Here is a 25,186-nt window from a genome sequence, read left to right on the forward strand (position 1 = left end):
GGCCCCCGCGGGCCGGTCCCCGCATGCGCAACCCTGCCAACAAAGGTACTACGGCGCCCACGCCCTGCTGAGCGACGACGGCGGCCGCAGCTGGCGGCCGGGCTACGTCGACGACTACGACGGGCACGACAACGCCAACGAGAGCAGCGCCGCCGAACTGGCCGACGGACGGCTCTACTTCAGCGCCCGGGACCAGAACGGGGCCGGTGCGGGCAACCGGCTCGACAGCTACTCCAGCGACGGCGGGCGGACGCTGGACCGGCCGTACACCGCGCAGTCCACCCTGGACGACGTGCCGGTCGTCCAGGGCAGCGTGCTGCGACTGAGCGGGGCGAACGGCCCGCTGCTCTTCTCGGGGCCCTCCGTCCCCAACGCCCGGCAGGCGATGGCCGTCTGGCGCAGCGGGGACGCCGGGGCGACCTTCGTCCGGGCGGTGACGCTCTCGCAGCGCCGGGCGGCGTACTCCGACCTCGTGCAGCTGGGTGCCGGCCGGGTCGGCGTGCTGTACGAGACGGGTACGGCGGGACCGTACGAGACGATCGAGTTCCGCCGGGTGCCGCTGAGCGGTTAGCTCCCGGGGTGTTCTTCCCGCGCCGGGGGCGGAGAACCCCTCACAGCAACCCCGCCGCCGCCAGGTACTTCCCCACCTGCTCCACCTCTCCCTCCGACAGGGGCACCTGCGGCTGCGCCGTGGCCGGGCACGCGATGACGCCCCGGAGGTGCAGCGCGGCCTTGAACGCGCCGAGCGCCGACGAGCTGCTCCCCATCCGGGCGGGATTCCCGACCCCCACCATCCCGAACAGCGCGCACAACCGCTCCTGCTCGGCCCGTGCCCCCGCCCGGTCGCCCTCCCGGCAGAGCCGGTCCAGCCGTACGTACCCGGCGGGATCGACGTTCCCGAGGCCGGGCACCACGCCGTCCGCCCCCAGCGCGAGCGCGGAGTCGGCGATCAGCTCGGAGCCGGTCAGGACCGTGAAGCGGGTGATGTCCGGGTGCGCGCGGGCGCCGAGCACGACCGTGCGGAAGGCGGCGAGGTCGCCGCTGGAGTCCTTGAGGCCGGCCAGGGTGCCGTCGGCGGCGAGTTCGAGGACCAGCTCGGCGGACAGCTTGGTGTGGACGCCGACGGGGAGGTCGTAGGCGAGGACCGGTACCGGCGAGCGGGCGGCGAGCAGCCGGTAGTGGCGGGCGATCTCGGCGGGATGGGTGCGGGTGTAGAAGGGCGCGGTGGCCACGACGGCGTCCGCGCCGGCGGCGGTGACGGCCGCGACGTGGTCGAGGACGCGGGGGGTCGTCATGTCGATGGCTCCCGCGAGGACGGGCAGCCCGCCGGCGACATGACCGGCCACGGTCTCCACGACCAGCCTGCGCTGCGCGTCCGTCAGATACGCCGCCTCCGACGTCGAGCCCAGGACGAACAGCGCGTGCACCCCGCCCGCCACCAGATGGTCCACCAGCGCGACGAGCGAGCGGACGTCCACCTCGCCGTCCGGTGTCAGGGGCGTGCAGACGGGCGGTACGACACCGCGCAGCGGGGCGGGGATCGACATCGGTGCTCCCTAGGGCTGTTGCTGGGCCGGGATGCCGGCCGGGGCGGCGGCCGGGGAGGGCACACCCGTCGCGGCGGCGGCCTGCGCCACCAGGTCCCGCGTCGACTGGCTCTCCTGCACAGGATGGTGGCAGCGGAAGCGGTGCTCCGGCGAGGACGCCGCCGCGAAGTCCGGCATCAGCGCGGCGCAGACGTCGTCGGCCTTCCAGCAGCGGGTGCGGAACGGGCAGCCGCTGGGCGGGCGGGTCGCCGAGGGCACCGGGCCGGCCAGCGGGATCGGGTCGATGGGGTCCAGCAGCCCGGGCGTCGCGGAGAAGAGGGCGCGGGTGTACGGGTGCCTGGCGCGGTCGGTGACCTCCTCGGCCGGGGACTCCTCGACGATCCGGCCCAGGTACATGGTGACGACCCGGTCGCTCATCCGGCGCACCGTCTGGATGTCGTGCGAGACGAAGACCAGCGCCAGACCGAGGTGTTCCTTCAGGTCGAGGAGGAGGTTGAGGATCTGGGCGCGTACGGAGACGTCCAGGGCGCTGGTCGGCTCGTCGGCCACCACCAGTTCCGGGTCGAGTGCCAGGGCCCGTGCGATGGCCACGCGCTGGCGCTGACCGCCGGACAGCTGCCCCGGCAGGCCGTCGGCCAGCGCGGCAGGCAGCCCGACCAGCGACATCAGTTCCCGGACCCGGTCCTCCCGCTGGGCGGGCGTGCCGCGCCGGTGCACGTCCAGCGGGTCACGCAGGATCCGCCGGATCGTCAGCCGGCGGTTCAGCGCGGTCGACGGGTCCTGGAAGATCATGCCCGTGCCGCTGCCGACGGCCAGGCGCCGCTCGGCCGGCTTCATGGTCCACAGGTCGCGGCCCCGGAAGGACACCGTGCCCGACGTCGGCCGCTCCACCCCCACCAGCACTTTGGCGAGGGTCGACTTGCCGCACCCGGACTCCCCGACCACGCCGACCGTCTCGCCGGGCGCGACGGAAAGGTCGGCTCCGGTGAGCGCGTACACCCGGTCCCGGGTGAACAGGCCACCGCTGCGGGCCCTGTGGACGACGTGGGCGCCGGACAGCGTGACGAGCGCGCTCGTGCCGTCGTTCCGCCCGCTCTGCGTGGTCACGTGACGGCCTCGTTCCCCGTGGTGGTGGCGGCCCCCGGGGTCAGGTCGACCGCGGGGTGGTGGCAGGCGGCCGTGTGCGCGGCCCGGCCCCGCAGCGCGGGCGTCACCGCCCGGCAGACCTCGCCCGCCAGCGGGCAGCGGTCGGCGAACCGGCAGCCCGCCGGGAAGTCGGCGGGGGAGGGCACCACTCCCTTGATCTGCGTCATCCGCACGGCCGCCGACTCCAGTGACAGCACGCTGCCGAGGAGCCCCCGCGTGTAGTGGTGTGCCGGTGCCTCCACCAGGTCCGCGGTCCCGCCCGTCTCCACGATCTGACCTCCGTACATGACCACCACCCGGTCGGTGACGTCGGCGACGAGCGCGAGGTCGTGCGAGACGAGGACCAGGGCGAAGCCGAGTTCCGCGCGCAGGCGCAGCAGCAGTTCGATGATCTGCGCCTGGACCGTCACGTCGAGCGCGGTGGTCGGCTCGTCGGCGACGATCAGCCGCGGGCCGCGGGACAGCGCCATGGCGATCAGGACGCGCTGGCGCTGGCCTCCCGACAGTTCGTGCGGGTAGCTGCGCAGGGTGCGGGCGGGATCGAGACCGACCAGGGCCAGCAGTTCGGCGGGGGTGCGCTCGCCGCCCCTGCGGACGACCTGCCGGAGCTGTGCGCGGATCGTCATCGCCGGGTTCAGGGACGACAGGGCGTCCTGGTAGACCATCGCCATCTCGTGTCCGAGCAGCCGGCGCCGGACCCGCATCGGTTCACCCGTCAGCTCCCGGCCGTCGAAGCGGACCCGGCCGCGGACGCGCGCGCCCTTCGGCTCCAGGCCCATCACCGCCAGCGCGGTCAGCGACTTCCCGCAGCCCGACTCGCCGACCAGGCCCAGGATTTCGCCGGGGCGGACGTCGAAGCTGATGCCGTCGACGATGTCCACCCCGCCGTGCCGGGCGTCGAAGCCGATGGCCAGGTTCTCCACGGACAGGACCGGCGGCCCGGCCGGCAGCGGCCGGGCCCGGGACCGCAGGCGTCGTGCCGCCTCGGTGAGCCCCGGCAGTTCGAGTATCTGGCCGCTGCCCGGCCGGGGTGCCTCCAGGGGGTCCGCGTCCCTGCGCGTCGCGACCTCGCGGGCGGCCGGCGCCGCCCATGCGTCGGAGACCCCCTCGGACAGGATGTTCAGGGACAGGACGGTGATCAGCATCAGCAGCCCGGGGAAGACGGTCGCCCACCAGCCGCCGGTCAGCACCATGTTCTTGCCGTCGGCGATGACACTGCCCCACGACGGGTCCGGCGGGCGCACGCCCGCGCCGATGAAGGACAGCGACGCCTCGAAGACGACGGCCTCGGCGACCTGGACGGTGCAGAACACCAGCACGGGGGCGGCGCAGTTGACGGCCACGTGCCGCAGCACGATGTGCGGGGTGCGGGCGCCGATCACCCGCTCCGCGGTGACGTAGTCCTCGCCGTACTGGTCGAGGACGTTCGCCCGGACCACGCGGGCCACCGGCGGGATGAACAGGAACGCGATCGCGCAGATCAGGACGGTGATGCCGCCGCCGAACACGGCGACCAGGACCGCCGCCAGCGCGATGCCGGGGAAGGCCATGACGATGTCGAGGCAGCGCATCAGCGTCTCGTCGACGGCCTTGCGGGAGGTCGCCGCGACCGCGCCGAGCAGGGCTCCCGCGACGAGGGCGAGCGCGGTGGCGCCCAGGCCGATGGCGAGGGACCAGCGGGCGCCGTGCATCAGGCGGCTGAGGATGTCGCGGCCGAGGCTGTCCTGGCCCATCCAGTGCGCGCCGGACGGGTGGCCGCTGCCGTCCACCGGGGTCTGCTGGTCGAGCGGGTCGTGCGGGGCGAGCAGCGGGGCGAACACCGCCAGCAGGGCGACCAGGGCGAGGAAGCACACCGCGGCCTTGGAGAGCGGCGGCAGCCGGCGCAGGCCGCGCAGCCGGACGCCGGGACGGGAGAGCGCCTCCGTCAGACGCGTACGAGTGATCATCGGACCGTGTCCCCCGGGGTGGTCGCCGGGCCGCGGACCGCGGGGATCACCGGGCCGCGTCCCGCAGCCGCGGATTGACCAGCAGGTAGAGGATGTCGATGACGAGGTTCACGACCACGAAACCCGTGGCCGTCGTCAGGACGACGCCCTGGACGACCGCCGGGTCGCCGTTCTTCACCGCGTCGATCATCAGTTTCCCCATTCCGGGCAGGGAGAAGATCGTCTCGATGACGACCGCCCCACCGAGCAGATACCCGACCCGCAGGCCCAGTACGGTCAGCGGATTGATCAGGGCGTTGCGCAGGACGTTCCGGCCGACGACCACTACGGGCGGCAGGCCGCTGCCGATCGCCGTCCGCACGTAGTCCTTGTCGAGCTCCTCCACCACGGCCGTGCGCACGATCCGGGTGAGCTGGGCCGCGACCGGCAGCGACAGCGCGAAGGCCGGCAGGGTCATGGTCTTCAGCCAGCCGGTCGGCGAGTCAGCGGGGTTGACGTAACCGCCGGTCGGGAACCAGCCCCGGCCGACCGCGAGGTACTGGATCATCAGCAGCGCCAGCCAGAAGCCGGGGGCCGCGACGCCGGTCAGTGAGACGATCCGGATGACCTGGTCGGGCAGCCCGTCCCGGTGGATCGCCGCGGTGACCCCGCCGAGCAGCGCGAGGACCACGGCGATGCCCAGCCCGAGGAAGGTGAGCTGGAGGGTGAGCGGCAGCGCGGTGGTGACCTGGTCGGCGACCGGGGCCCGGGTCAGCGCGCTGATGCCCAGGTCGCCGTGCAGCAGGTCGCCGATGAAGTGGACGTAGCGCACCGGGAGCGGATCGAGCAGACCGTTCTCCTCCCGGAAGTCGTGCAGTTGCCGGGGTGTCGGATTGGCGCCCTGGAAGAACGCGGACGCCGGATCGACGTCCGAGAAGCGCATCACCAGGAACACGAAGAGCACGATGCCCAGCATCAGCGGTACCAGCAGGGCGATGCGGCGGGCCAGGATTCGGGCGACGGTGACCACGGACAATCACTCCCGCCCGCCGGTCAGGCCCACTTGGCCTGGAGGAGGTTGACGCCCGGGTAGGGCTGGGCGCGCACGCCCGTGATCCGTTCCGGGTCCCAGGCCGTCATCAGCTCGTTGTGCACCACCGGGTAGAGGACGGCCTGTTCCGCGACGACGTCGATGTAGTCCTGGATCATCGTCTTCTTGCGGTCGGGGTCGGGCTCCCGCGTCGCCTGGTCCATGTCCTTGAAGAGCTTCCTGGCCACGGGGTCGCCGGCCCAGCGGGCGTAGCCCATCCACAGGTTCTGGGGGCCGTGGTTGTAGTGCATGACCAGGTCGGCGTCGAGGCCGAACTGGTTCGGGTTCGAGGCGGCGGCCACCACCTGGTAGTCCCGCTTCTGGTCCATCTTCGTGAACACGGCCGTGGTCTCCTGCGGCGAGAGGGTGGTCCGCACCCCGATCGCGTCCCAGGACGCCTTGATGGTCGGCAGACAGTCCACGATCCAGCTGACGTTCACCGCGAGGATGTCGATCTTCAGCCCCTCGGCCCCGGCCTCCTTCAGGAGTTTGCGCGCCCGGTCCGGGTCGTACGTGTAGACGGTCTTCGCGGGCCGGTGGGCGGGGTTGGCCTCGTTCAGGAAGGAGGTCGCCGCCCTGCCGTGCCCCTTCAGGGCGACCTCGATCATCTTGCCGGTGTCGATGGCGTAGTGCAGCGCCTGGCGGACCCGCACGTCGTCGAAGGGCTTGTGGCGGGTGTTGAACATGAGGAAGAGGTTGTTCATGCCGGCCCCGCCCCGGACGGTCATGCCGCTCTTCCTCAGCTGCTCGATGTTGGCGTAGGGGATGTTGTCGGCGATCTGCGCTCCCGCGCTCGCCCCCGAGATCTTCGCGACGCGGGGTGCGGCGTCCACGATGGTCAGCCAGTTCATCTTCGCGAAGGCCGCCTTGCGCGGGCCGTTGTAGTCGGCGAAGGCCTCGAAGGTGGTGTTCGACTTCGGGTGGTGGGCGGTCTGCCGGTACGGACCCGAGCCGACCGCTTTGCCCTTGATCGCCTCGTCCCAGGCGCCCGGCCGCGAGAAGACGTGCTTCGGCATGATCTTCGCCAGGGTGAGCCGCGAGATCCCCTCGGGGAAGGGGAACTTGAGGATCAGCTCGACGTTCTGCGCGTCGATCCTGCGGACCGTCCTGAGCCAGCCCGCGAAGAAGCCCTTGGCGAGCGTCTGCGTCTTCGGGTCGAGGATCCGGTCGAAGACGAAGACGACGTCGTCCGCCGTGACGGGCCTGCCGTCGTGGAACGTGGCGCCCGGGCGCAGCCGGAACTTCCAGGAGATGCCCGTCAGGTCGGCGGGCACCTCGGTGGCGAGGGCCGCGTACGGTTCGCGGGAGATCGGGTCGGTGTCGAGCAGGCCCTCGTAGATGTGGTTGTTGGCGGCCATGCAGAAGGCGGACGCGGTCTGCGTCGGATCCCAGCTGCCGTCGTTGCCGTAGCCGATGACGGCGGTCAGGGTGCCGCCCTCGCCCCCCTTCCCGCCGCCGGTGTCGTTCGTGGACTCGGGCCCGGACGAGCAGGCGGACAGCGACGAGGAGACGGCGGCGGCCGCGCCCAGCGCGCCGCCGTACTTCAGGAACGACCGGCGGTGCAGCGCCGGAACGGGGGTCACGTCGCGCACGGTTCCTCCAGCAGGAGTGGGAGAGCGGCTCGAACGAGGGGAGATACGACGTCCTACGTCATGGGCGGCAGCGTGACCATAGGAGGGGCCGCGAGGGCGGTCAAGGGGTGGCGCACGAATGGCGCGTCTTCCACGGGTGCGACCGATGAAGCCGTGAAAGCAGGGCGGTTGAGGTTTGATCCGCCCCGAGGTGGGACGTCCGAGGTCCGGCGAGCGTACGATGCGGCGCATGGTTGAGGAGACCGGGAACCGGCCCAGGCCCGCGGGGACGCGCATCGCCCGTGAACGGCGGGTGAGCAGCCAGATCCAGCGCGAGGTCATGCAGCTGATCCTCGACCGCAGGCTCCAGGCGGGCGCCTCGCTTCCCACCGAGACCGAGCTGATGGAGGACCTCGGCGTGAGCCGCAACTCCGTCCGCGAGGCCCTCAAGGCCCTCCAGGCCCTGGACATAGTGGAGATCAGGCACGGCTACGGCACCTATGTCGGCCAGGCGTCGCTGACCCCCCTCGTCGACGGCCTCACCTTCCGCACGCTCGCCCAGCAGGACGACGACACCAGCGCGCTGACCGAGATCCTCCAGGTCCGCGAGGTGCTGGAGGAAGGCCTGATCCGCCGGGTCGCGGCCACGCTCTCCGAGGCCGAGCTCGACCGCCTCGAAGCCGTCGTCGCCCGGATGGAGGAGACGGGCGGCAAGGGGCTGCCCTTCCCCGAACTCGACCGCGAATTTCACGAGTTGCTCTACGCCTCGCTCGGCAACGCCCTCGTCCCGCAGCTCCTCGGCGCCTTCTGGACCGTCTTCCGGCGGGTGGCCGGCGCCCGCGGCTGGACGGACGACCCGGCGCCCGAGCTGACCGTCCGCCGCCACCGCGACATCGTCACGGCCCTGCGTGCCCGTGACGTCGAGGCCGCGCAGCGCGCGATGGCGGACCACTTCCGGGGCATCGAGTCCCGGGCCGCTCAGGAGTCCCACGGAGTGGGCTGACCGGGCCGCACGGGGCGGCCCCGTCCTCCGGCGGGCGGACCGCTCGGCGCGGGGCACGCGTCCTGTGGCGGGCGGACCCCTCGGCGCGGGGCGCGTCCTGCGGCGGGCGGACCGCGCTGTGCGGGCTGGCGGGCGCGCGTGCGTCCTGTGGCGGGCGGGCCGCTCGGGCCGGGACCCCGTCCTCCGGCGGGCGGGCGTGTGACCTCCGGCGGGCGGACCGCTCCGCGCGCGACGCGTCCTACGCTGGGGCGGTGACCGACACCTGGAACCCGGCCGGCGCCGGAGTGCTGCGCCTCCCCTCCGGCCGCCTGGTCCGCGGCCGGGCCCTGCGCCGCCCGCTCCCGGCCGACGCCCCCGTCCCCACGTACGCCGTGCACCTGCTCGGCGGCCGGCCGGCCGAGGTGCCCTGGGAGTCGCACTGGCTGCGCTGGCCGGACTTCCGGCTGCCGAGCAGCCGCACCGAGGCCCGCGAGGTGCTCACCACCGCCTGGGAGCGGGCCGCCGCCGAGCGCGTCGAACTCGCCTGCGGCGGCGGCCGCGGCCGCACCGGGACGGCCCTCGCCTGCTTGGCCGTCCTCGACGGGGTGCCGCCGGCGGAGGCCGTAGCGTTCGTCCGCGCCCACTACGACCCTCGTGCCGTGGAGACACCCTGGCAGCGGCGGTACGTGCGCCGCTTCCCTGACTGAGCGAAACCCGGGGCACCGTCCGCCGCGCACACGAAGCCCGGATCCCGCCGCGCATGTGCGGAGTCCGGACCGCGGCCGAGTGTAGATGCGGTGCGTCACGCTCCGCATGCGAAGAGTGAAACTCGCAGGCGGCGGGGAGCACGGGAGGGGGCGGGACACGCACCGCCCGGGGCGGGCCGGCGCCCCACGTCGACGAGGCGGAGGAAGCAGTGCAGGAATCGCGGGCGGCAGGAACAGGGATCCCGGCGACGTCCACCGACCACCCGGATCTCCCGGTGACGCCGCCGGTCGGGGCGCACGCCGTCGACCTCCGCACCGGACGGGTGGGCGTCGTGATGGGGCACGAGGGGCCGTACGTCCAGCTGAGGCCGTACGGCGGCGGCAGGGAGTGGGACTGCGAGCCGGACGCCGTGCGGAGTGCCACCGCGGCGGAGCGGCTCGGCGCCGTCACGGCGTACGCCGTCGCACGCACCCGCCGCGAGGTGCCGTGAAGGGGGACCGCCGGGCCGAAAGGAGCCCGCCCGGCCCGGAGCACGGACGCCGTGGGCGAGAATGGGCGGCATGAGTCTGTTCCGCGACGAGGGCACCGCGCCACGCACCCGGACGCCCGGTGCGGCGGGCCGGGCCGGGGCGCGGCCCGCCGGGGGCCACCGGCCGTCCCGCGGGCCGGACGACCGCGGGAGCGGGCGATGAGTCTCTTCCGGGACGACGGCATCGTCCTGCGCACCCAGAAGCTCGGGGAGGCCGACCGCATCATCACGCTGCTGACCCGCGGACACGGGCGCGTGCGGGCCGTGGCGCGCGGGGTGCGGCGCACCAAGTCCAAGTTCGGGGCGCGCCTCGAACCCTTCTCGCACGTGGACGTGCAGTTCTTCGCGCGCGGGAGCGAGCTGGTCGGGCGCGGGCTGCCGCTGTGCACGCAGAGCGAGACGATCGCCCCGTACGGCGGCGGGATCGTCACCGACTACGCGCGCTACACCGCGGGCACGGCCATGCTGGAGACCGCGGAGCGGTTCACCGACCACGAGGGCGAACCCGCCGTCCAGCAGTATCTGCTGCTGGTCGGGGGACTGCGCACCCTCGCCCGCGGCGAGCACGAGCCGCACCTCGTCCTGGACGCCTTCCTGCTGCGCTCCCTCGCGGTGAACGGCTACGCGCCCAGCTTCACCGACTGCGCCAAGTGCGGGATGCCCGGCCCGAACCGGTTCTTCTCGGTGTCCGCGGGCGGCTCCGTCTGCGCCGACTGCCGGGTGCCCGGCAGCGTCGTACCCTCGGCGCAGGCCCTGGAACTGCTCGGCGCGCTGCTCACGGGAGACTGGGGGACGGCGGACGCCTGCGAGCCGCGGTACGTCCGCGAGGGCAGCGGTCTGGTGTCGGCCTATCTGCACTGGCACCTGGAGCGCGGCCTGCGCTCCCTGCGCTACGTAGAGAAATAGACGTACGGAATCAAGGAGACGAGAAGCACATGGTCGTACGCGGGATCCTGGGTCGCCAGCGCCGCGAGTACAAGGCGCCGGAGCCGCATCCGTCCGGTGCCACGGCGCCGAAGCTCCCCGGCGAGCTGATCCCCGGCCATGTGGCGGTCGTCATGGACGGGAACGGCCGGTGGGCCAAGGAGCGCGGGCTGCCGCGCACCGAGGGGCACCGGGTCGGTGAGGGCGTCGTCATGGACGTCCTCAAGGGCTGCCTCGAACTGGGCGTGAAGAACCTGTCCCTGTACGCCTTCTCGACGGAGAACTGGAAGCGGTCGCCCGAGGAGGTCCGCTTCCTGATGAACTTCAACAAGGACGTCATCCGCCGTCGCCGGGACGAGATGGACGAGCTGGGTATCCGCATCCGCTGGGTCGGCCGGATGCCCAAGCTGTGGAAGTCCGTCGTCCAGGAGCTCCAGGTCGCCCAGGAACAGACGCGGGACAACGACAGGATGACCCTGTACTTCTGCGTCAACTACGGCGGCCGGGCCGAGCTCGCGGACGCCGCGAAGGCACTCGCCGCCGATGTCGCCGCGGGCCGGCTCGACCCCGGCAAGGTCACCGAGAAGACGATCCAGAAGTACCTGTACTACCCGGACATGCCGGACGTCGACCTGTTCCTGCGGCCCAGCGGTGAGCAGCGCATCTCCAACTACCTGATCTGGCAGTCCAGTTACGCCGAGATGGTGTTCCAGGACGTGCTGTGGCCGGACTTCGACCGCCGTGACCTGTGGCGCGCCTGCGTCGAGTACGCCTCCCGCGACCGCCGCTTCGGCGGCGCCGTCCCGAACGAGGACCTGCTCGCGATGGAGGCGGCCATGCGGGGCAACCCGCAGTAGCGTCCGCACGCCACGGGGGCGAGGCCTGGCAGCGCACCGCGCTGCCAGGCCCCGCCCCCGTCGCTCCCGGCCCGGGCGGGCCGACGGCTGTCAGCTCTCGGCCGCCGCGCACTCCGCGCAGGTGCCGAAAATCTCCACGGTGTGGGCCACGTTCACATAGCCGTGCTCCGCGGCGATCGCCTCCGCCCACTTCTCCACCGCCGGGCCCTCGACCTCGACGGCCTTGCCGCAGACGCGGCAGACCAGGTGGTGGTGGTGCTCGCCGCTGGAGCAGCGGCGGTAGACGGACTCGCCGTCGGAGGTGCGCAGGACGTCCACCTCGCCCGCGTCGGCGAGCGACTGGAGCGTGCGGTAGACGGTGGTCAGGCCGACCGAGTCGCCCTTGTGCTTGAGCATGTCGTGGAGATCCTGCGCACTGCGGAACTCGTCCACCTCGTCGAGCGCCGCCGCCACGGCGGCACGCTGCCGGGTGGAGCGGCCCTTCACGGACGGTCCAGCGGTCGTCACCGTTGCCTCCTCGCGTCTGCACCTGCCGGGCCATTGTGCCAGCCCGATCCGTCGCCGGTCAGACGCCGACGGTGCCTTCGGACCCCCGGGCGGCCGGAATCGTGCACTCCGCGGGGTCCCCTGCGGGCTGCGCGGCGGTGGCTGCCCGTGTGCGGCGCCGCGCCAGCGGGGCGGCCAGCAGGGTGAGCCCGAAGAAGACCGCGATGGCCAGCAGCACGATCGTCGCGCCGGGCGGCACGTCCTGGTAGTACGACGTGACGGTGCCGCCGGTCATCACGCTCACCCCGATGGCCACGGCGATCGCGAAGGTGGCCGCGAAGCTGCGGGTCAGCTGCTGGGCGGCCGCCACCGGGACCACCATCAGCGCCGACACCAGCAGCAGCCCGACGACCCGCATCGCGACCGTGACCGTCACCGCGGCCGTGATCGCGACCAGCAGGTTCAGCGCCCGCACCGGCAGCCCGGTGACCCGCGCGAACTCCTCGTCCTGGCTGACCGCGAACAGCTGGCGGCGCAGGCCGAGGGTGACGAGCATCACGAAGCCCGCCAGGATGCAGATGGCGGTCACGTCGGACTCGGAGACCGTCGACAGGGAGCCGAAGAGGTACGACATGAGGTTGGCGTTCGAGCCGCCCGGCGCGAGGTTGATGAGCATCACGCCGCCGGCCATGCCGCCGTAGAAGAGCATCGCGAGGGCGATGTCGCCGCGGGTCCTGCCGTACCAGCGGATCAGCTCCATGAGGACGGCGCCGAGGACGGAGACGAGCGTCGCCATCCACACCGGCGACCACGAGAGCACGAAGCCGAGGCCGACGCCCGTCATCGCGACGTGGCCGATGCCGTCGCCCATCAGGGCCTGGCGGCGCTGGACGAGGTAGATGCCGACGGCGGGCGCCGTGATGCCGACCAGGACGGCGGCGATCAGGGCCCGCTGCATGAAGGCGTAGTTCAGGATCTCCATCAGCTCAGCAGTCCCGTGCGAATCGGTTCGGCGCCCGCGGGGGCGTGCGGGTGTACGTGGTCGTGACCGGGCAGGGCGTGCTGGCCGAGCGCCCGCGGGGGCGGACCGTCGTGCGTCACGCAGCCCTCGCGCAGGACGACGGCCCGGTCGATGAGGGGCTCCAGCGGCCCCAGCTCGTGCAGCACGAGGAGGACGGAGACGCCCTGGGCGACCTGCTCGCGCAGCGTCCGCGCGAGCACCTCCTGGCTGGCCAGGTCGACGCCGGCCATCGGCTCGTCCATGATCAGCAGCTCGGGTTCGGCGGCGAGCGCGCGGGCGATCAGCACGCGCTGGTGCTGGCCGCCGGAGAGGGCGTCGACGGAGTCCTTCGCCCGGTCGCTCATGCCGACCAGGTCCAGGGCGCGGCGGACGGCCTCGTGGTCGGCCTTGCGCAGCACGCCGAAGCGGGCGCGGGAGAGCCGGCCGGAGGAGACGATCTCGGTCACGGTGGCCGGGACGCCTCCGGCGGCCGTCGTGCGCTGCGGTACGTAGCCCACGCGCCGCCAGTCGCGGAACCGGGCCCGCGGGGTGCCGAACAGCTCGACCTCCCCGGCGGTGACGGGCACCTGCCCGATGACGGCGCGCACGGCGGTCGACTTGCCGGAGCCGTTGGCCCCGAGCAGCGCGACGACCTCGCCCCGGCCGACGGTGAGGTCGATGCCGCGCAGGACGGGGCGTGCGCCCAGTTCGGCGCGGACGCCGCGCAGGGATACGACGGGCTCGCCCATGTGGTCCTCCGGATCGGTCATTTGGCGCCCAGGGCGGCTTCGAGGGCCTTGAGGTTGGAGTGCATGACCTGCACGTAGTCCTCGCCCGCGGACTTGTCGGTGATGCCCTCGAGCGGGTCGAGGACGGCCGTCTTCAGTCCCGCGTCCCCGGCGAGGGTCCTGGCGGTCTTGTCGGACACCAGTGTCTCGTAGAAGACCGTGGTGACGCCGTCGGCCCTGGCCTCCTTCTGGAGTTCCCTGATCCGGGCGGGGCTCGGCTCGCTCTCCGGGTCGAGGCCGGTGATGGCCTCCTGGGTCAGGCCGTAGCGCTCGGCGAGGTAGCCGAAGGCGGCGTGGTTGGTGAAGAAGACCTTGCTCTCGGTGTTCTTCAGACCCTCGGCGAAGGAGGTGTTCAGCTCGTCGAGCCTGCCGGTCAGCGCCTTGGCGTTCTTCCCGTAGTCCGCCGCGTGGTCCGGGTCGGCCTTCTCGAAGGCCGCCGCGACCCCCTTGGCGACCTCGGCGTACTTCACCGGGTCCAGCCAGATGTGCGGGTCGAGGGCGTGTTCTTTCTTATCGGAGTGGGCGTCTTCGCCCTCGTGGGCGTGCTCGACGGAGCCGTGGTCCTCCAGCTTGGTCAGGCCGGCCGCGTCGATCTTGTTCTTGACGCCGGCCTGCGTGACGGCCTCGTCCACGGCGGGCTGGAGGCCCTTCAGATAGAGGACCGCGTCGGCCTCCTGGAGCTGCGCGGTCTGCTGGGCGCTGATCTCCAGGTCGTGCGGTTCCTGGCCCGGTTCGGTGAGCGTCGTCACATTCACGTGATCGCCGCCGATCTGCTCGGCGAGGTATTGCATCGGGTAGAACGACGCGACGACGTCGAACTTGTCCGTGTTGCCCGCGGCGGCGCTGTCCGAGGAGCAGGCCGAGAGGGTGCCGAGGCCGACCGTGGCGGCCGCCGCGAGGGCTATGCCGGATATGTGACGCCGTCGTACGTTCATGACAGTCATTTTCAACTGAAGTGGAAACCGTTGTCAACAAGCCCGGTGGGCGGCCCGGCGGCGGACCGATTTGATTGTGGGGGAGCCCCCGCCGGTAACCTGAAGCATTCGCTCTGAAGCAATGCTCCGCAGCATCTCGCTTCGTCGCCCGTCGTCGTAATGAAGAGAGCACCGTGGCCGCCGACAAGATCGACACCATCGTCAGCCTGAGCAAGCGCCGTGGCTTCGTATTCCCCTGCAGTGAGATCTACGGCGGCCAGAAGGCCGCCTGGGACTACGGGCCGCTGGGTGTCGAGCTCAAGGAGAACATCAAGCGCCAGTGGTGGCGTTACATGGTCACCTCCCGCGAGGACGTCGTCGGTATCGACTCGTCGGTGATCCTGGCCACCGAGGTCTGGGTCGCCTCCGGTCACGTCGCCACGTTCAGCGACCCGCTCACCGAGTGCACCTCCTGTCACAAGCGCTACCGCGCCGACCACCTGGAGGAGGCCTACGAGGCGAAGCACAACCGCCTCCCGGAGAACGGCCTCGCGGACATCAACTGCCCCAACTGCGGCAACAAGGGCCAGTTCACCGAGCCCAAGCAGTTCTCGGGTCTGCTCTCCACGCACCTCGGCCCGACCCAGGACAGCGGCTCGGTCGCCTACCTGCGTCCCGAGACCGCCCAGGGCATCTTCACCAACTTCGCCCAGGTGCAGCAGACTTCGCGCCGCAAGCCGCCGTTCGGCATCGCCCAGATGGGCAAGTCCTTCCGCAACGAGATCACGCCCGGCAACTTCATCTTCCGCACCCGCGAGTTCGAGCAGATGGAGATGGAGTTCTTCGTCAAGCCGGGCGAGGACGAGAAGTGGCAGGAGTTCTGGATGCAGGAGCGCTGGAACTGGTACACGGGCCTCGGCATGCGCGAGGAGAACATGCGCTGGTACGACCACCCGGCCGAGAAGCTCTCGCACTACTCCAAGCGCACCGCCGACATCGAGTACCGCTTCCAGTTCGGCGGCAACGAGTGGGGTGAGCTGGAGGGTGTCGCCAACCGCACGGACTACGACCTGTCCGCGCACTCCAAGGCCTCCGGCCAGGACCTGTCGTACTTCGACCAGGAGGCCGGCGAGCGCTGGACTCCGTATGTCATCGAGCCCGCCGCCGGTGTCGGCCGCGCGATGCTGGCCTTCCTCCTCGACGCGTACGTCGAGGACGAGGCCCCCAACGCCAAGGGCAAGATGGAGAAGCGCACGGTGCTGCGGCTCGACCCGCGCCTGTCGCCGGTCAAGGTCGCGGTCCTGCCGCTGTCCCGCAACCCGGAGCTGTCCCCGAAGGCGAAGGGGCTGGCCACCGCCCTGCGCCAGCACTGGAACATCGACTTCGACGACGCGGGCGCCATCGGCCGCCGTTACCGCCGCCAGGACGAGATCGGTACGCCGTTCTGCGTGACGGTCGACTTCGACACCCTCGACGACAACGCCGTCACGGTGCGCGAGCGCGACTCCATGAAGCAGGAGCGGGTCTCCCTCGACCAGATCGAGAGCTACCTGGCGGCTCGCCTCATCGGCTGCTGACACCACCCGGCCCCGACGGCCCCCGGTCCCGCGCACGCGGAGCCGGGGGCTTCGTCGTGCCGGGGGGCCCGGGGGCGGGGGACCGGGGGCCGGGAAGACTCAACGCGCCTGCAGGGCCTTCACGTTGTCGCCGAAGGTCCAGTTCCCGGCGCCGTCCCAGTTGACCGACCACGTCATCAGGCCCTTGAGGGCGGTGCCGTAGTGCCGCCAGGCCTGGGCGACGAGCCCCGGCGACATGTGGCCGCCGCCCGCGCCAGGCTGGGCCGGGAGTCCCGGGACCTGCTTGTCGTAGGGAACCCTGACGGTGGTGCCCTGGACGACGAGCCCCTTGTTCAGGCAGTCGGTCTGGGCGACGAAACCCTGGACGGTGCCGGCGGCGTAGGAGTCCCCGGAGCAGCCGTACATGCTGCCGTTGTAGTACTGCATGTTCAGCCACCACAGGCGGCCGTTGTCCGCGTACTTCTTGACGATCGGCAGGTACGCGCCCCAGATCGAGCCGTACGCGACGCTGCCACCGGTGACGTACGCGGTCTCCGGGGCCATGGTGAGGCCGAAGCCGGCCGGCATCCGGGACAGCACCCCGTCGATGATGCGGACCAGGTTGGCCTGGGACGTGGACAGCCGGCCGATGCTGCCGCTGCCGACCAGGCCGGTCTCGATGTCGATGTCGATGCCGTCGAAGTTGTACTTCTGCAGGATCGGCACGACGGTCGCGACGAACCGGTCGGCGACCGCGCTCGAACTGAGGTCGATGCCGGCCGCGGCGCCCCCGATGGAGAGCAGGATGGTCTGCCCGTCGGCCTTGGCCCGGCACATCTCGACCGGAGTGGCGACCTTCACGCCGGAGTCCATCCCGTCCTCCCACAGCACGGTGCCGTCGGAGCGGATGACGGGGAACGCCGCGTTGATCACGTTGTACCCGTGGGCCGGGATGCGGGAGTCGGTGACCGGGGTCCAGCCGAAGGGCGGGTGGACGCCGTTGGCGGAGCCGTCCCAGTTCTCCCAGTAGCCCTGGAGGACCTTGCCGGACGGTCTCGGCTTCAGGGCGCAGGTGTCGGCGGCGGACGCGCCGGGAGCGGCGGCGATCGAGAGGGGGACGAGGCAGGCCGTGGCCAGGGCGGCGGCGAGCAGGCGCAGCGTACGGCGGATCATGCGGGGCCTCCTGGGTGGGGGACACGGAGGTGACGCGAATGTCGCAGGCATGACAGTGCTGCGGTCCAGACCTTTCGTCAAGAGGTCTGGACCGCCCCCTCCCCGCGGAGGCCGTCGCCCTACGCCGCGCAGAACTCGTTGCCCTCGGGGTCCCGCATGATCCACCAGTGGCCCGCCGGGCCCTTGTCCAGTTCGCGTACGCGGGTGGCGCCCAGGGTCTCCAGGCGGGCCACGAGTGCGTCCAGGCCGCCCGGGTCGCCGTGGACGTCGATGTGCAGGCGGTTCTTCGCGGTCTTGGGCTCGGGGACGTCCTGGAAGAGCAGACGGCGTCCGCGGCCGATCCCGCTGACCTCGTCGTACGGGTCCTCGGGGTGGCGGATCGCCGCGAAGCCGCGGAAGACGCGGCGGCCGCCGTGCTCCGTGACGGCGTCCTCGGTGAGGTGGCCGGCGGCCAGCAGGCGGCCGATCAGGGGGCCGGGATCCTCCACCTCGTACCCCAGCGCCGCCGCCCAGAAGTCCGCGAGGGCGGGGGCGTCCTGTGTGTCGATGACGAGCTTCCAGTTCAATGCGACCATGTAACCAGTTATATTGGTTACATGGTCGCCAAGTCCACCACCCCGGGCCTGTTGCTCACAACTCCCGCGGGGGCCAGCTTCCGTTTCGACCCGGGCGCGCTCTGCCTGGAGCTGCTGCCCACCGGCGGCCCGGACGCGTTCGCCCGGTACGAGGTGCTGCACACCCCGGCCGACCTGCTCGACTGGGCCGCCCGGTCGCGGCTGACACCGACGCCCGCCCTGGAGATCACCGAGGACGAACTCGCCGACGTCCGCCGCACCCGCGACGCCCTGTGGCGCACGGCCATCGCCCGCACCCGAGGCGAGCCGCCCGCCCCCGGTGACCTCGGCCTAGTCAACGAAGCCGCCGCCCGGCCGCCCCTCGTCCCGGCCGTCGGGCCGGACGGCGCCCGCCGCTGGGCCGGCCCCGCGGACGGCCACCGCCTGCTGTCCACCGTCGCCCGCGACGCCGTCGACCTGCTCACCGGCCCCTGGGCGCACCGCATCCGCATGTGCGCCGCCGACGACTGCCACCTCGTCTACGTCGACACCTCGCGGCCGGGCCGCCGCCGCTGGTGCTCCATGGAGCGGTGCGGCAACCGCCACAAGGTGCGGACCCTGCGCGCACGCCGCGACACCGAGCCGCCCGCACCGGACTGACCCGCGACCTCAACCCCCCGGCCCGGCCCCGCACGCGGTCAGCGCGCCGTGGGCTCCACCGTCGCTCCGTGCGCCTGCGTCAGGTGCTCCTCGGCCTTCAGCCGGGGCAGGAACTGCGCCGCCTGCCGCCAGCCGCACGTGTCGCAGCTGATCGAGCGCTGCCCGCCCGCGCGCCGCACCCTGACGACGTGTTCGCGCCCGTGCCGGTCCCGGCCGCTCACCTTGCTCGTGCTGATCTGCGGCATGAACTCCTCCACGTCTCCCCGCTGTGCCCGCGCAGCAAGGAGTGTGCAGCAAGACCAACATCAACGGGGGTTCCGGAAAGGCGGGTTCGGTGTGCGGCGCATCGCCGGCCGACTGTGGACGTCAGTGCCGGGCCCCGGCCTGTACGCCCTGCGGTCCTTCCCCGGTCTCCGCCGTCCTCAGCCGCTCGGCGGTGCGCTCGGCCGTGCGGCGGGCCCACCGGCCGCTGGTCAGGGCTCCGAGCACCAGCACAAGGAAGCCGCAGCCGGCGATGATCCACCAGCCGGGACGGGCGGCGGACACGAAGACGTCCCGGTACGACGCGTTCCGCACGCCCGACGCCAGCACCGCCCCGATCACGGCGACCCCGAGGGTCTGCCCGATCTGACGGCTGGTCGAGGCGACGGCGGCAGCGACCCCGGCCTGCGCGCGGGGCATGCCGGAGACGGCGGTGTTGGTGATGGGGGCGTTGACGAAGCCGAAGCCCACGCCGAACAGGACGTAGCCGACGACGAGCGTGACGTTCGAGGTCTCCGCGTCGAAGGCGGCGAAGAGCACCCCGCTCGTGGTCATCGTGACCCCGGCGATCAGCAGGGACGGGCGGGGGCCCCGGCTGCCCACCAGCCGCCCGGAGAGCGGCGCGGTGAGGAGGCACATGGCGGCCATGGGCAGCATCCACAGGCCCGCGTGGAGCGCGTCCAGACCGCGAACGTTCTGGAGGTGGAGCGTCGAGAGGAAGAGGAAGCCGCCGAGCGCCGAGAACGCGCTGACCGCCACCACCGTCGCCCCGCTGAACGGCGCCGAGCGGAAGAACCGCAGGTCGATGAGGGGTTCGGCACGCCGGGGCTCGTACCACAGCAGGCCCGCGAGCGCGGCGACGGCGAGGGCGCCGAAGGTGAGGGTCTTCGGGGCGCCGGAGTGGGGCGCCTCGATGATCGCGTAGGTCAGCGAGCCGAGCAGCACGATCACCAGGGCCTGGCCGAGCGGGTCGGCACGGCGGGCGCGGGGCGCACGGGACTCGGGCACGTACCGCAGGGTCAGCACGAGCGCCGCGAGGCCGACCGGGAGGTTGACCCAGAAGATCGAACGCCAGCCCACGGAGTCCACCAGCAGCCCGCCGATCACCGGCCCGGCGGCCAGCGCGATGCCGACGACACCGCCCCACACGCCGATCGCGCGGGCGCGCTCCCGCGGGTCCGTGAAGGTGTTGGTGATGATCGACATGGCGACGGGGTTCAGCATCGAGCCGCCGATCGCCTGGATCATCCGGAAGACGACGAGCGAGCCGAGGTTCGGGGCGAGGGAGCACAGCAGCGAGCCGAGGGTGAAGACCACCAGGCCCGCCATGAACACCCGGCGGCGGCCGATGCGGTCGGCGGTGGATCCCGCGAGCATCAGCAGCGAGGCGAGCACGAGCGTGTACGCGTCGATCGCCCACTGGAGGCCGGCCACGTCGGCGTGCAGTTCCCGCTGCATGGAGGGCAGCGCGACGTTCAGGGCCGTGTTGTCGAGGCTCACGATCAGCAGGCTCATGCAGCAGATCGCGAGCACCAGCACGCGGCGGCGGGGACTCGGCTCGGGCATCCCTGCACAGTACTCCGCCTTCGGTAGTGCGTCTAACTAATGACCACTACATGGGTTTTCGCGGGGGAGGCCGGGAGGGCGCCCGGCGCCGGTCCGTGTACCGGCCGGTGTCCGGGTCCGCGTGCCGGCTGGTGTGCCGGTCCGTGTGCCGGCGGCGTGCGGCGTTCCGCCCCCGTACGAGCACTCGCCCGCGTACGCGACAATGGGGGAATGTCCGCGCCCACCCTCACCTCCGCGTCCCCGCTGTCGATCGGCCCCCACACGGTGCAGCCGCCCGTGGTCCTCGCGCCCATGGCCGGGATCACGAACGCTCCCTTCCGCACGCTCTGCCGGGAGTTCTCCGGCGGCAAGGGCCTGTTCGTCAGCGAGATGATCACCACGCGGGCGCTGGTCGAGCGCAACGAGAAGACCATGCAGCTGATCCACTTCGACGCGAGCGAGCAGCCGCGTTCGATCCAGCTGTACGGCGTCGACCCGGCGACCGTCGGCAAGGCCGTCCGCATGATCGCGGAGGAGGACCTCGCCGACCACATCGACCTGAACTTCGGCTGCCCGGTGCCCAAGGTGACCCGCAAGGGCGGCGGCTCGGCGCTCCCGTTCAAGCGGAACCTGCTGCGCGCGATCCTGCGCGAGGCCGTCGCCGGAGCCGGCGACCTGCCGGTGACGATGAAGATGCGCAAGGGCATCGACGACGACCACATCACGTATCTCGACGCGGGACGCATCGCGGTCGAGGAGGGCGTGACGGCCATCGCCCTGCACGGCAGGACCGCCGCGCAGCACTACGGCGGCACGGCGGACTGGGACGCCATCGCCCGCCTCAAGGAGCACGTGCCACAGATCCCGGTCCTCGGCAACGGCGACATCTGGTCGGCCGCGGACGCGGTGCGGATGGTGCGGGAGACCGGGTGCGACGGGGTCGTCGTCGGCCGCGGCTGCCTCGGCCGGCCGTGGCTCTTCGGCGACCTGGTCGCCGCCTTCGAGGGGCGCGCGGAGTGCGCGAGCCCGACCCTGCGCGAGGTCGCCTCGGTCATGGTCCGGCACGCCACGCTCCTCGGGGAGTGGATCGGCGACGAGGCCCGCGGGGTCATCGACTTCCGCAAGCACGTGGCCTGGTACCTGAAGGGCTTCGCGGTCGGCTCGGAGATGCGCAAGCGCCTCGCGATCACCTCGTCCCTGGCCGAACTGCGCGCCGGACTGGACGAGCTGGACCTCGACCAGCCGTGGCCCGCGGGCGCCGACGGCCCGCGCGGCCGGACCTCGGGCAACAACCGGGTCGTCCTGCCGGACGGCTGGCTCAAGGACCCGTACGACTGCGCGGGCCTCTCCGAGGACGCGGAACTCGACACGTCCGGCGGCTGAGCCCGCCGTCGGCAGAGCCGCCGGGTCCCCGGCCGCACCGCCCGAATCCCTTCAGGCGCCTCCCACGGCCGTGAGCAGCGCCAGCGGTGCCGCCGCCGAGCGGGATTCACGGACGCAGGCGTGGGGGCAGGGGACCGGCTCCGGGTGGGTGTCGCGGCCGTAGCCCGCGATGACCTCCGGGAGCCGGTGGCCGGCGGCCGTGGCCGCGTCGACCAGGGCGTGGGCGACGGTACGGGCCTCGTCGTGCAGGCCGTAGCGGGCAAGACCCAGACAGATCAGGGCGTTGTCGTGGGGCCAGACCGACCCCCGGTGGTACGAGAGCGGATGGTACGCCGACTGGCCTGCGGCGAGCGTGCGCACGCCCCAGCCGGAGAAGAAGTCCGGTGCCAGCAGACGGCGGCCCACCAGCTCGCCGTACTCCTTGTCCAGCAGCCCCGACCAGAGCAGATGCCCCGCGTCGGAGGCGAGCGCGTCGACGCGCCGGCCCTCGCCGTCCAGGGCCAGCGCGGGGAAGGAGTGCTCCGGCATCCAGAAGTCCCGCTGGAAGCGGTCGCGCAGATCGCCCGCCGCCTGCTCCAGCAGGGCCGCGTACACCTCGTCGTCCCACACCGTCCGCGCCAGGTGCGCGGTCCGGCGCAGCGCGTCGTACGCGTATCCCTGCGCGGCCGCCGACATCACCGGGCCGGTGGCCCGGTTGCCCTCGGCCGAGCAGATGGCACCGGGGGAGTCCTTCCAGTTCTGGTCGGCGAGAGTGCCCTTGTCCGCCCGGTGGACGAGGTACCCGCGGGAGGTGAGCCCCCCGTGGTCCAGCATCCAGCCGACGGCCGCCCGCGCGTGGGGCTCCAGCCGGCGGGCCGGTGCGACGTCACCGGTCCGCTCCACATAGGCGCCGAGCAGCACGAGGAACAGCGGGGTCGCGTCCACCGAGCCGTAGTAGCGGCCGTACGGCACCTGCCCGAAGTGGGCCAGGTCCCCGTGCCGCACCTCGTGCACGATCTTGCCGGGCTGGGCGACCGGTCCCGTGCCCGTCCCGGTCGCCTGCGTCGCGGCGAGCGCCGGCAGCGTGGCGGCGGCCAGCCCGGGGCGGTAGGGCAGGGCGAAGAGCGAGGTGAGCAGGGCGTCGCGGCCCAGCAGGGCGAGGAACCAGGGCACTCCGCCCGCCGGGACGCGCAGCTCCTCGCCGTCCGGGCCCCGGGCCGGCACCTGGAGCACCGCGAGGTCGGACAGGCCCCGCGCGCAGGCGGCGGCCAGCTCCGGCCAGCCCGTCGGGAAGGGGACACCCTCCGCGAACTCGTCCTCCAGGGCGAGCAGTTGCTCGGTGGCGACGGCGGGGGAGGGCGGGGCGTCCGCCGCCAGGACCGCGCCGTGCGGGCGGGCCGCGACCCGCAGCGCCAGCTCCGCCGAACCGTGCGGGGCGAGATCCAGGGACCAGACCAGGCGGCGCGCGCCGGTGCCGGTCTCCTCCACGCCGTCCGGCGCCGGCTCGGACGTGACGGTGGTACAGGACCGCCACTCGCCGCGCCGGTAGCCGAACTCCACCCCGTCGTCGAGGACGTCACGGGTGCGGACGGCGCCGCTCTTGGCGTACGTGCGGTGGTCGGAGCGCAGTTCGAACTGGTCCGCGAAGTCGGCGTCCGCGGTGACGGCGACGCGGACCGTCATGGGCGTCGGACGGTTGCTGGTCACCCGCACCGCCTCCACGAGCGCCCCTTCGGTGACGGCCTGTTCACGGAAGAGCGTGTACGCGGGCGGTTCCTGGCGGCTGCCCCGCGGCACGAGCACGCAGCGCGCCGTGTCCCCGTCCGCGACCGGAGTCAGCGCCTCGGGAACGGCGCCGTCGACGGTCAGCTGCCAGCGGCTCAGATGCCGCGCGTCGCGCACGAACAGGCCGTCCGGCGAACCGCTGCCCCGCACCCCGCTGATGTCCCCGCCGTCGCCCACGGCGGCGAACGTGCCGCCCCGCACGAGCAGATGATGCCGGTCCGTCATCCCCGGTCCCCTTCCTCTTCCTCGTCCCCGATGCCGAACGTGCCGGTCCCCGTGCGGAACACGCCTCGCGCGGCGTGTCCGGGGGACTCGTGAAGCAGGTCGAGGGTGAGCGCGGCCGTCCAGCCGAAGCCGGACGCCCCGCAGCCGTCCCCGGTGTACGGGTCCACGTACTCGGCGAACCCCGTCGCGCCGGCCGTGTCGAGCAGCGCGGCCCGCAGCCCGTCGGCCCGGCCGTGCTCCCCGTGCAGCCGCAGCCCCCGCTCCAGCAGCCAGTTGGTGTTGAACCACGCGGGGCCGCGCCAGTACCGGCGCGGATCGAACGCCTCGCCGGTGAGGTCGTAACTCGGCACGAGCCGGGTGGCGGTGCCGAGTCCGAAGCGGGGGCCGGACACGGTGCCGACGAGTGCGGCCGCGACCTCGCGGGGGAGCATGGGCAGCATCAGCGGTACGAGGCCGGCGACCCCGCGCTCGGGGATCGGCTCCCCGTGCACGTCCCGGCAGAGGAACATGCCCGCCGCCGGGTCCCACAGCCGTGCGACCAGCGCCGCGGTGAGGCGCTCCGCCCGGCTGCGACGGGCGGTCCCCGTCGCGCCGAGTTCGTGCGCGATACGGGCCAGGGCGTGCTCGGAGGCGATCAGCAGGGCGTTGAAGGCGGGGTCCTCGACGGCGAACTCACCGGGCCCGTCCGCGTATCCGCGGTCCCGGTAGCCGGCGGCGAGGCGCACGTACCGCCCGTAGTCCAGGTCCGTCGGCCGGTCCTCAGCGGCTCCGTGGTCGAGGTCGGCCCGCCTGTACGACCGGGGTGACGCCGGGGTGATCCTGCTCAGCGGCCCGTCCCAGCAGGGGCTGTTGTCCATGCCCTGCTCCCAGGGGTGGACGACCGACGCGAGGCCGCCGCCGCCCAGGTCGCGGCGGTGCAGCAGATAGCGGTGCCAGGCGGCGAGGCGCGGGTAGGCCCGGGACAGGAAGCCGCGGGCGCGGGACAGGCCGGGGTCGGCGCGGTGCACCAGCCAGGCCGCCAGGGCGTGCACCGGTGGCTGGACGATGCCCGAGGTCTGTACGGTGCGCGGGGCGCCGGCGGCGCGCCCCGCGGTGGTGGAACGCCAGAAGTCCGGGCTGGGGAAGTACGCGTCGAGGGGTACGGAGGGGTTGAAGACGATGTGCGGGATCCGTCCGTCGGCCCACTGGGCGCCGAGCAGCGTCTCCAGCTCGGTCTGCGCGCGTAAGGGGGACAGATGACGTAGGCCGATCGCGATGAACGCGGAGTCCCAGGACCACTGGTGCGGGTACAGGTCCCGCGAGGGCACCGTCGACGTCCCCGTCCAGTTGCCGTTCAGCACGCGCGAGGCACTCCTGAGCAGCGCACCGGAGGCCCCGCCCGGGTCGTACACCACCGTCCCGGCGGCGGTGCTCCGGCCCGGACCGGCCGCGGGCGGCGGGCCCGAGGCGCGTACGGCGGAGGCGACTTGTGTGCGGCGGGCGGCGATTGGGGCTGTGCGGTCCACTCAGGTCTCCCCGAAGACGTCCGGTCGGCCGGTTCGGCCGTACCCAGCAGAGGGTTACGTCTATTTAACACGCAAAACCCAATATGTAATGCA

Annotated in this window: 23 protein-coding genes and 1 pseudogene; 9 read left to right on the top strand and 15 right to left on the bottom strand. The window is 72.6% G+C overall.

Features of this window, described 5'->3' with window-relative positions:
* Nucleotides 1–4 precede the first annotated feature (4 nt).
* Nucleotides 5–571: pseudogene (locus AC0ZLC_RS10455) on the top strand (exo-alpha-sialidase); the annotation flags it as partial.
* A 40-nt stretch (nucleotides 572–611) separates the two neighbouring features.
* Here the strand turns inward: AC0ZLC_RS10455 and AC0ZLC_RS10460 are convergent.
* The 5 genes from AC0ZLC_RS10460 to AC0ZLC_RS10480 are packed head-to-tail and all read right to left on the bottom strand — an operon-like array spanning nucleotide 612 to nucleotide 7,300.
* Complete coding sequence (locus AC0ZLC_RS10460) at nucleotides 612–1,547, bottom strand: dihydrodipicolinate synthase family protein (RefSeq protein WP_476751631.1); 936 nt, start codon at nucleotides 1,545–1,547, stop codon at nucleotides 612–614.
* A gap of 9 nt (nucleotides 1,548–1,556) precedes the next feature.
* On the bottom strand, nucleotides 1,557–2,654 hold the full coding sequence (locus tag AC0ZLC_RS10465; RefSeq protein ID WP_476751632.1) for an oligopeptide/dipeptide ABC transporter ATP-binding protein: 1,098 nt from the start codon (nucleotides 2,652–2,654) through the stop codon (nucleotides 1,557–1,559).
* The gene (locus AC0ZLC_RS10470) at nucleotides 2,651–4,639 is read right to left on the bottom strand and encodes a dipeptide/oligopeptide/nickel ABC transporter permease/ATP-binding protein (RefSeq protein WP_476751633.1); all 1,989 of its coding nucleotides are present in this window, start codon (nucleotides 4,637–4,639) and stop codon (nucleotides 2,651–2,653) included. Before AC0ZLC_RS10470 ends, AC0ZLC_RS10465 begins: the two co-directional genes overlap by 4 nt.
* A 46-nt stretch (nucleotides 4,640–4,685) precedes the next feature.
* Nucleotides 4,686–5,648, bottom strand: coding sequence for an ABC transporter permease (locus tag AC0ZLC_RS10475; protein ID WP_476751634.1), 963 nt, complete (start codon nucleotides 5,646–5,648; stop codon nucleotides 4,686–4,688).
* A 23-nt stretch (nucleotides 5,649–5,671) separates the two neighbouring features.
* Nucleotides 5,672–7,300 carry an ABC transporter substrate-binding protein gene (locus tag AC0ZLC_RS10480; RefSeq protein ID WP_476751635.1) on the bottom strand — a complete coding sequence of 543 codons (1,629 nt, stop codon included), beginning with the start codon at nucleotides 7,298–7,300 and terminating at the stop codon, nucleotides 5,672–5,674.
* 220 nt (nucleotides 7,301–7,520) lie between these two features.
* On the opposite strand from AC0ZLC_RS10480, the gene AC0ZLC_RS10485 reads away from it, so the two are divergent.
* From AC0ZLC_RS10485 to AC0ZLC_RS10505, 5 genes are all read left to right on the top strand, one after another.
* Nucleotides 7,521–8,282: a FadR/GntR family transcriptional regulator gene (locus AC0ZLC_RS10485; protein ID WP_476751636.1), complete on the top strand. Its 762-nt coding sequence runs from the start codon at nucleotides 7,521–7,523 to the stop codon at nucleotides 8,280–8,282.
* Between the two features lie 251 nt (nucleotides 8,283–8,533).
* A complete protein-coding gene (locus AC0ZLC_RS10490; RefSeq protein ID WP_476751637.1) occupies nucleotides 8,534–8,968 on the top strand; it encodes a protein-tyrosine phosphatase family protein in 435 nt (144 codons plus the stop codon).
* 275 nt (nucleotides 8,969–9,243) lie between these two features.
* Nucleotides 9,244–9,459 carry a hypothetical protein gene (locus tag AC0ZLC_RS10495; protein ID WP_476751919.1) on the top strand — a complete coding sequence of 72 codons (216 nt, stop codon included), beginning with the start codon at nucleotides 9,244–9,246 and terminating at the stop codon, nucleotides 9,457–9,459.
* A 198-nt stretch (nucleotides 9,460–9,657) separates the two neighbouring features.
* On the top strand, nucleotides 9,658–10,404 hold the full coding sequence (recO, locus tag AC0ZLC_RS10500) for a DNA repair protein RecO (RefSeq protein WP_358851062.1): 747 nt from the start codon (nucleotides 9,658–9,660) through the stop codon (nucleotides 10,402–10,404).
* Nucleotides 10,405–10,433: 29 nt separating this feature from the next.
* On the top strand, nucleotides 10,434–11,279 hold the full coding sequence (locus tag AC0ZLC_RS10505; RefSeq protein ID WP_476751638.1) for an isoprenyl transferase: 846 nt from the start codon (nucleotides 10,434–10,436) through the stop codon (nucleotides 11,277–11,279).
* A 90-nt stretch (nucleotides 11,280–11,369) separates the two neighbouring features.
* Here the strand turns inward: AC0ZLC_RS10505 and AC0ZLC_RS10510 are convergent, their stop codons facing one another.
* Genes AC0ZLC_RS10510 through AC0ZLC_RS10525 form a run of 4 tightly spaced genes read right to left on the bottom strand, consistent with a single transcriptional unit; the run spans nucleotide 11,370 to nucleotide 14,488 of the window.
* Complete coding sequence (locus AC0ZLC_RS10510) at nucleotides 11,370–11,786, bottom strand: Fur family transcriptional regulator (protein WP_358851064.1); 417 nt, start codon at nucleotides 11,784–11,786, stop codon at nucleotides 11,370–11,372.
* Nucleotides 11,787–11,844: 58 nt separating this feature from the next.
* Entirely contained in the window at nucleotides 11,845–12,747 is a 903-nt protein-coding gene (locus AC0ZLC_RS10515) for a metal ABC transporter permease (protein WP_476751639.1), read from the bottom strand.
* Nucleotides 12,747–13,535, bottom strand: a complete 789-nt coding sequence (locus AC0ZLC_RS10520) for a metal ABC transporter ATP-binding protein (protein ID WP_476751640.1) — start codon at nucleotides 13,533–13,535, stop codon at nucleotides 12,747–12,749. Before AC0ZLC_RS10520 ends, AC0ZLC_RS10515 begins: the two co-directional genes overlap by 1 nt.
* Entirely contained in the window at nucleotides 13,532–14,488 is a 957-nt protein-coding gene (locus AC0ZLC_RS10525) for a zinc ABC transporter substrate-binding protein (RefSeq protein WP_476751641.1), read from the bottom strand. The genes AC0ZLC_RS10520 and AC0ZLC_RS10525 overlap by 4 nt, the downstream gene beginning before the upstream one ends.
* 173 nt (nucleotides 14,489–14,661) lie before the next feature.
* Between AC0ZLC_RS10525 and AC0ZLC_RS10530 the strand changes: the two genes are divergently transcribed.
* A complete protein-coding gene (locus tag AC0ZLC_RS10530; RefSeq protein WP_476751642.1) occupies nucleotides 14,662–16,044 on the top strand; it encodes a glycine--tRNA ligase in 1,383 nt (460 codons plus the stop codon).
* A gap of 99 nt (nucleotides 16,045–16,143) precedes the next feature.
* Here the strand turns inward: AC0ZLC_RS10530 and AC0ZLC_RS10535 are convergent, their stop codons facing one another.
* Together AC0ZLC_RS10535 and AC0ZLC_RS10540 are read right to left on the bottom strand one after the other, a co-directional pair.
* A complete protein-coding gene (locus AC0ZLC_RS10535; protein ID WP_476751643.1) occupies nucleotides 16,144–17,196 on the bottom strand; it encodes a chitinase in 1,053 nt (350 codons plus the stop codon).
* 119 nt (nucleotides 17,197–17,315) lie between these two features.
* The gene (locus tag AC0ZLC_RS10540; protein ID WP_476751644.1) at nucleotides 17,316–17,771 is read right to left on the bottom strand and encodes a VOC family protein; all 456 of its coding nucleotides are present in this window, start codon (nucleotides 17,769–17,771) and stop codon (nucleotides 17,316–17,318) included.
* 21 nt (nucleotides 17,772–17,792) lie between these two features.
* Between AC0ZLC_RS10540 and AC0ZLC_RS10545 the strand changes: the two genes are divergently transcribed.
* Nucleotides 17,793–18,410: a CGNR zinc finger domain-containing protein gene (locus tag AC0ZLC_RS10545; RefSeq protein ID WP_476751645.1), complete on the top strand. Its 618-nt coding sequence runs from the start codon at nucleotides 17,793–17,795 to the stop codon at nucleotides 18,408–18,410.
* Between the two features lie 38 nt (nucleotides 18,411–18,448).
* On the opposite strand, the gene AC0ZLC_RS10550 is transcribed toward AC0ZLC_RS10545, so the two are convergent.
* Nucleotides 18,449–18,655 (bottom strand): hypothetical protein, encoded by a 207-nt coding sequence (locus AC0ZLC_RS10550; RefSeq protein WP_476751646.1) that lies wholly within the window; start codon nucleotides 18,653–18,655, stop codon nucleotides 18,449–18,451.
* Nucleotides 18,656–18,776: 121 nt separating this feature from the next.
* A complete protein-coding gene (locus tag AC0ZLC_RS10555; RefSeq protein WP_476751647.1) occupies nucleotides 18,777–20,237 on the bottom strand; it encodes an MFS transporter in 1,461 nt (486 codons plus the stop codon).
* Nucleotides 20,238–20,447: 210 nt separating this feature from the next.
* Here AC0ZLC_RS10555 and dusB point away from each other — a divergent pair, with 210 nt between their 5' ends.
* A complete protein-coding gene (dusB, locus tag AC0ZLC_RS10560; protein WP_476751648.1) occupies nucleotides 20,448–21,599 on the top strand; it encodes a tRNA dihydrouridine synthase DusB in 1,152 nt (383 codons plus the stop codon).
* 51 nt (nucleotides 21,600–21,650) lie between these two features.
* Here the strand turns inward: dusB and AC0ZLC_RS10565 are convergent, their stop codons facing one another.
* Complete coding sequence (locus tag AC0ZLC_RS10565; RefSeq protein ID WP_476751649.1) at nucleotides 21,651–23,588, bottom strand: amylo-alpha-1,6-glucosidase; 1,938 nt, start codon at nucleotides 23,586–23,588, stop codon at nucleotides 21,651–21,653.
* A complete protein-coding gene (locus tag AC0ZLC_RS10570) occupies nucleotides 23,585–25,093 on the bottom strand; it encodes an amylo-alpha-1,6-glucosidase (protein ID WP_476751650.1) in 1,509 nt (502 codons plus the stop codon). The genes AC0ZLC_RS10565 and AC0ZLC_RS10570 overlap by 4 nt, the downstream gene beginning before the upstream one ends.
* Nucleotides 25,094–25,186: the final 93 nt, after the last annotated feature.

This window comes from Streptomyces sp. GLSS-08 (genome assembly GCF_056387915.1).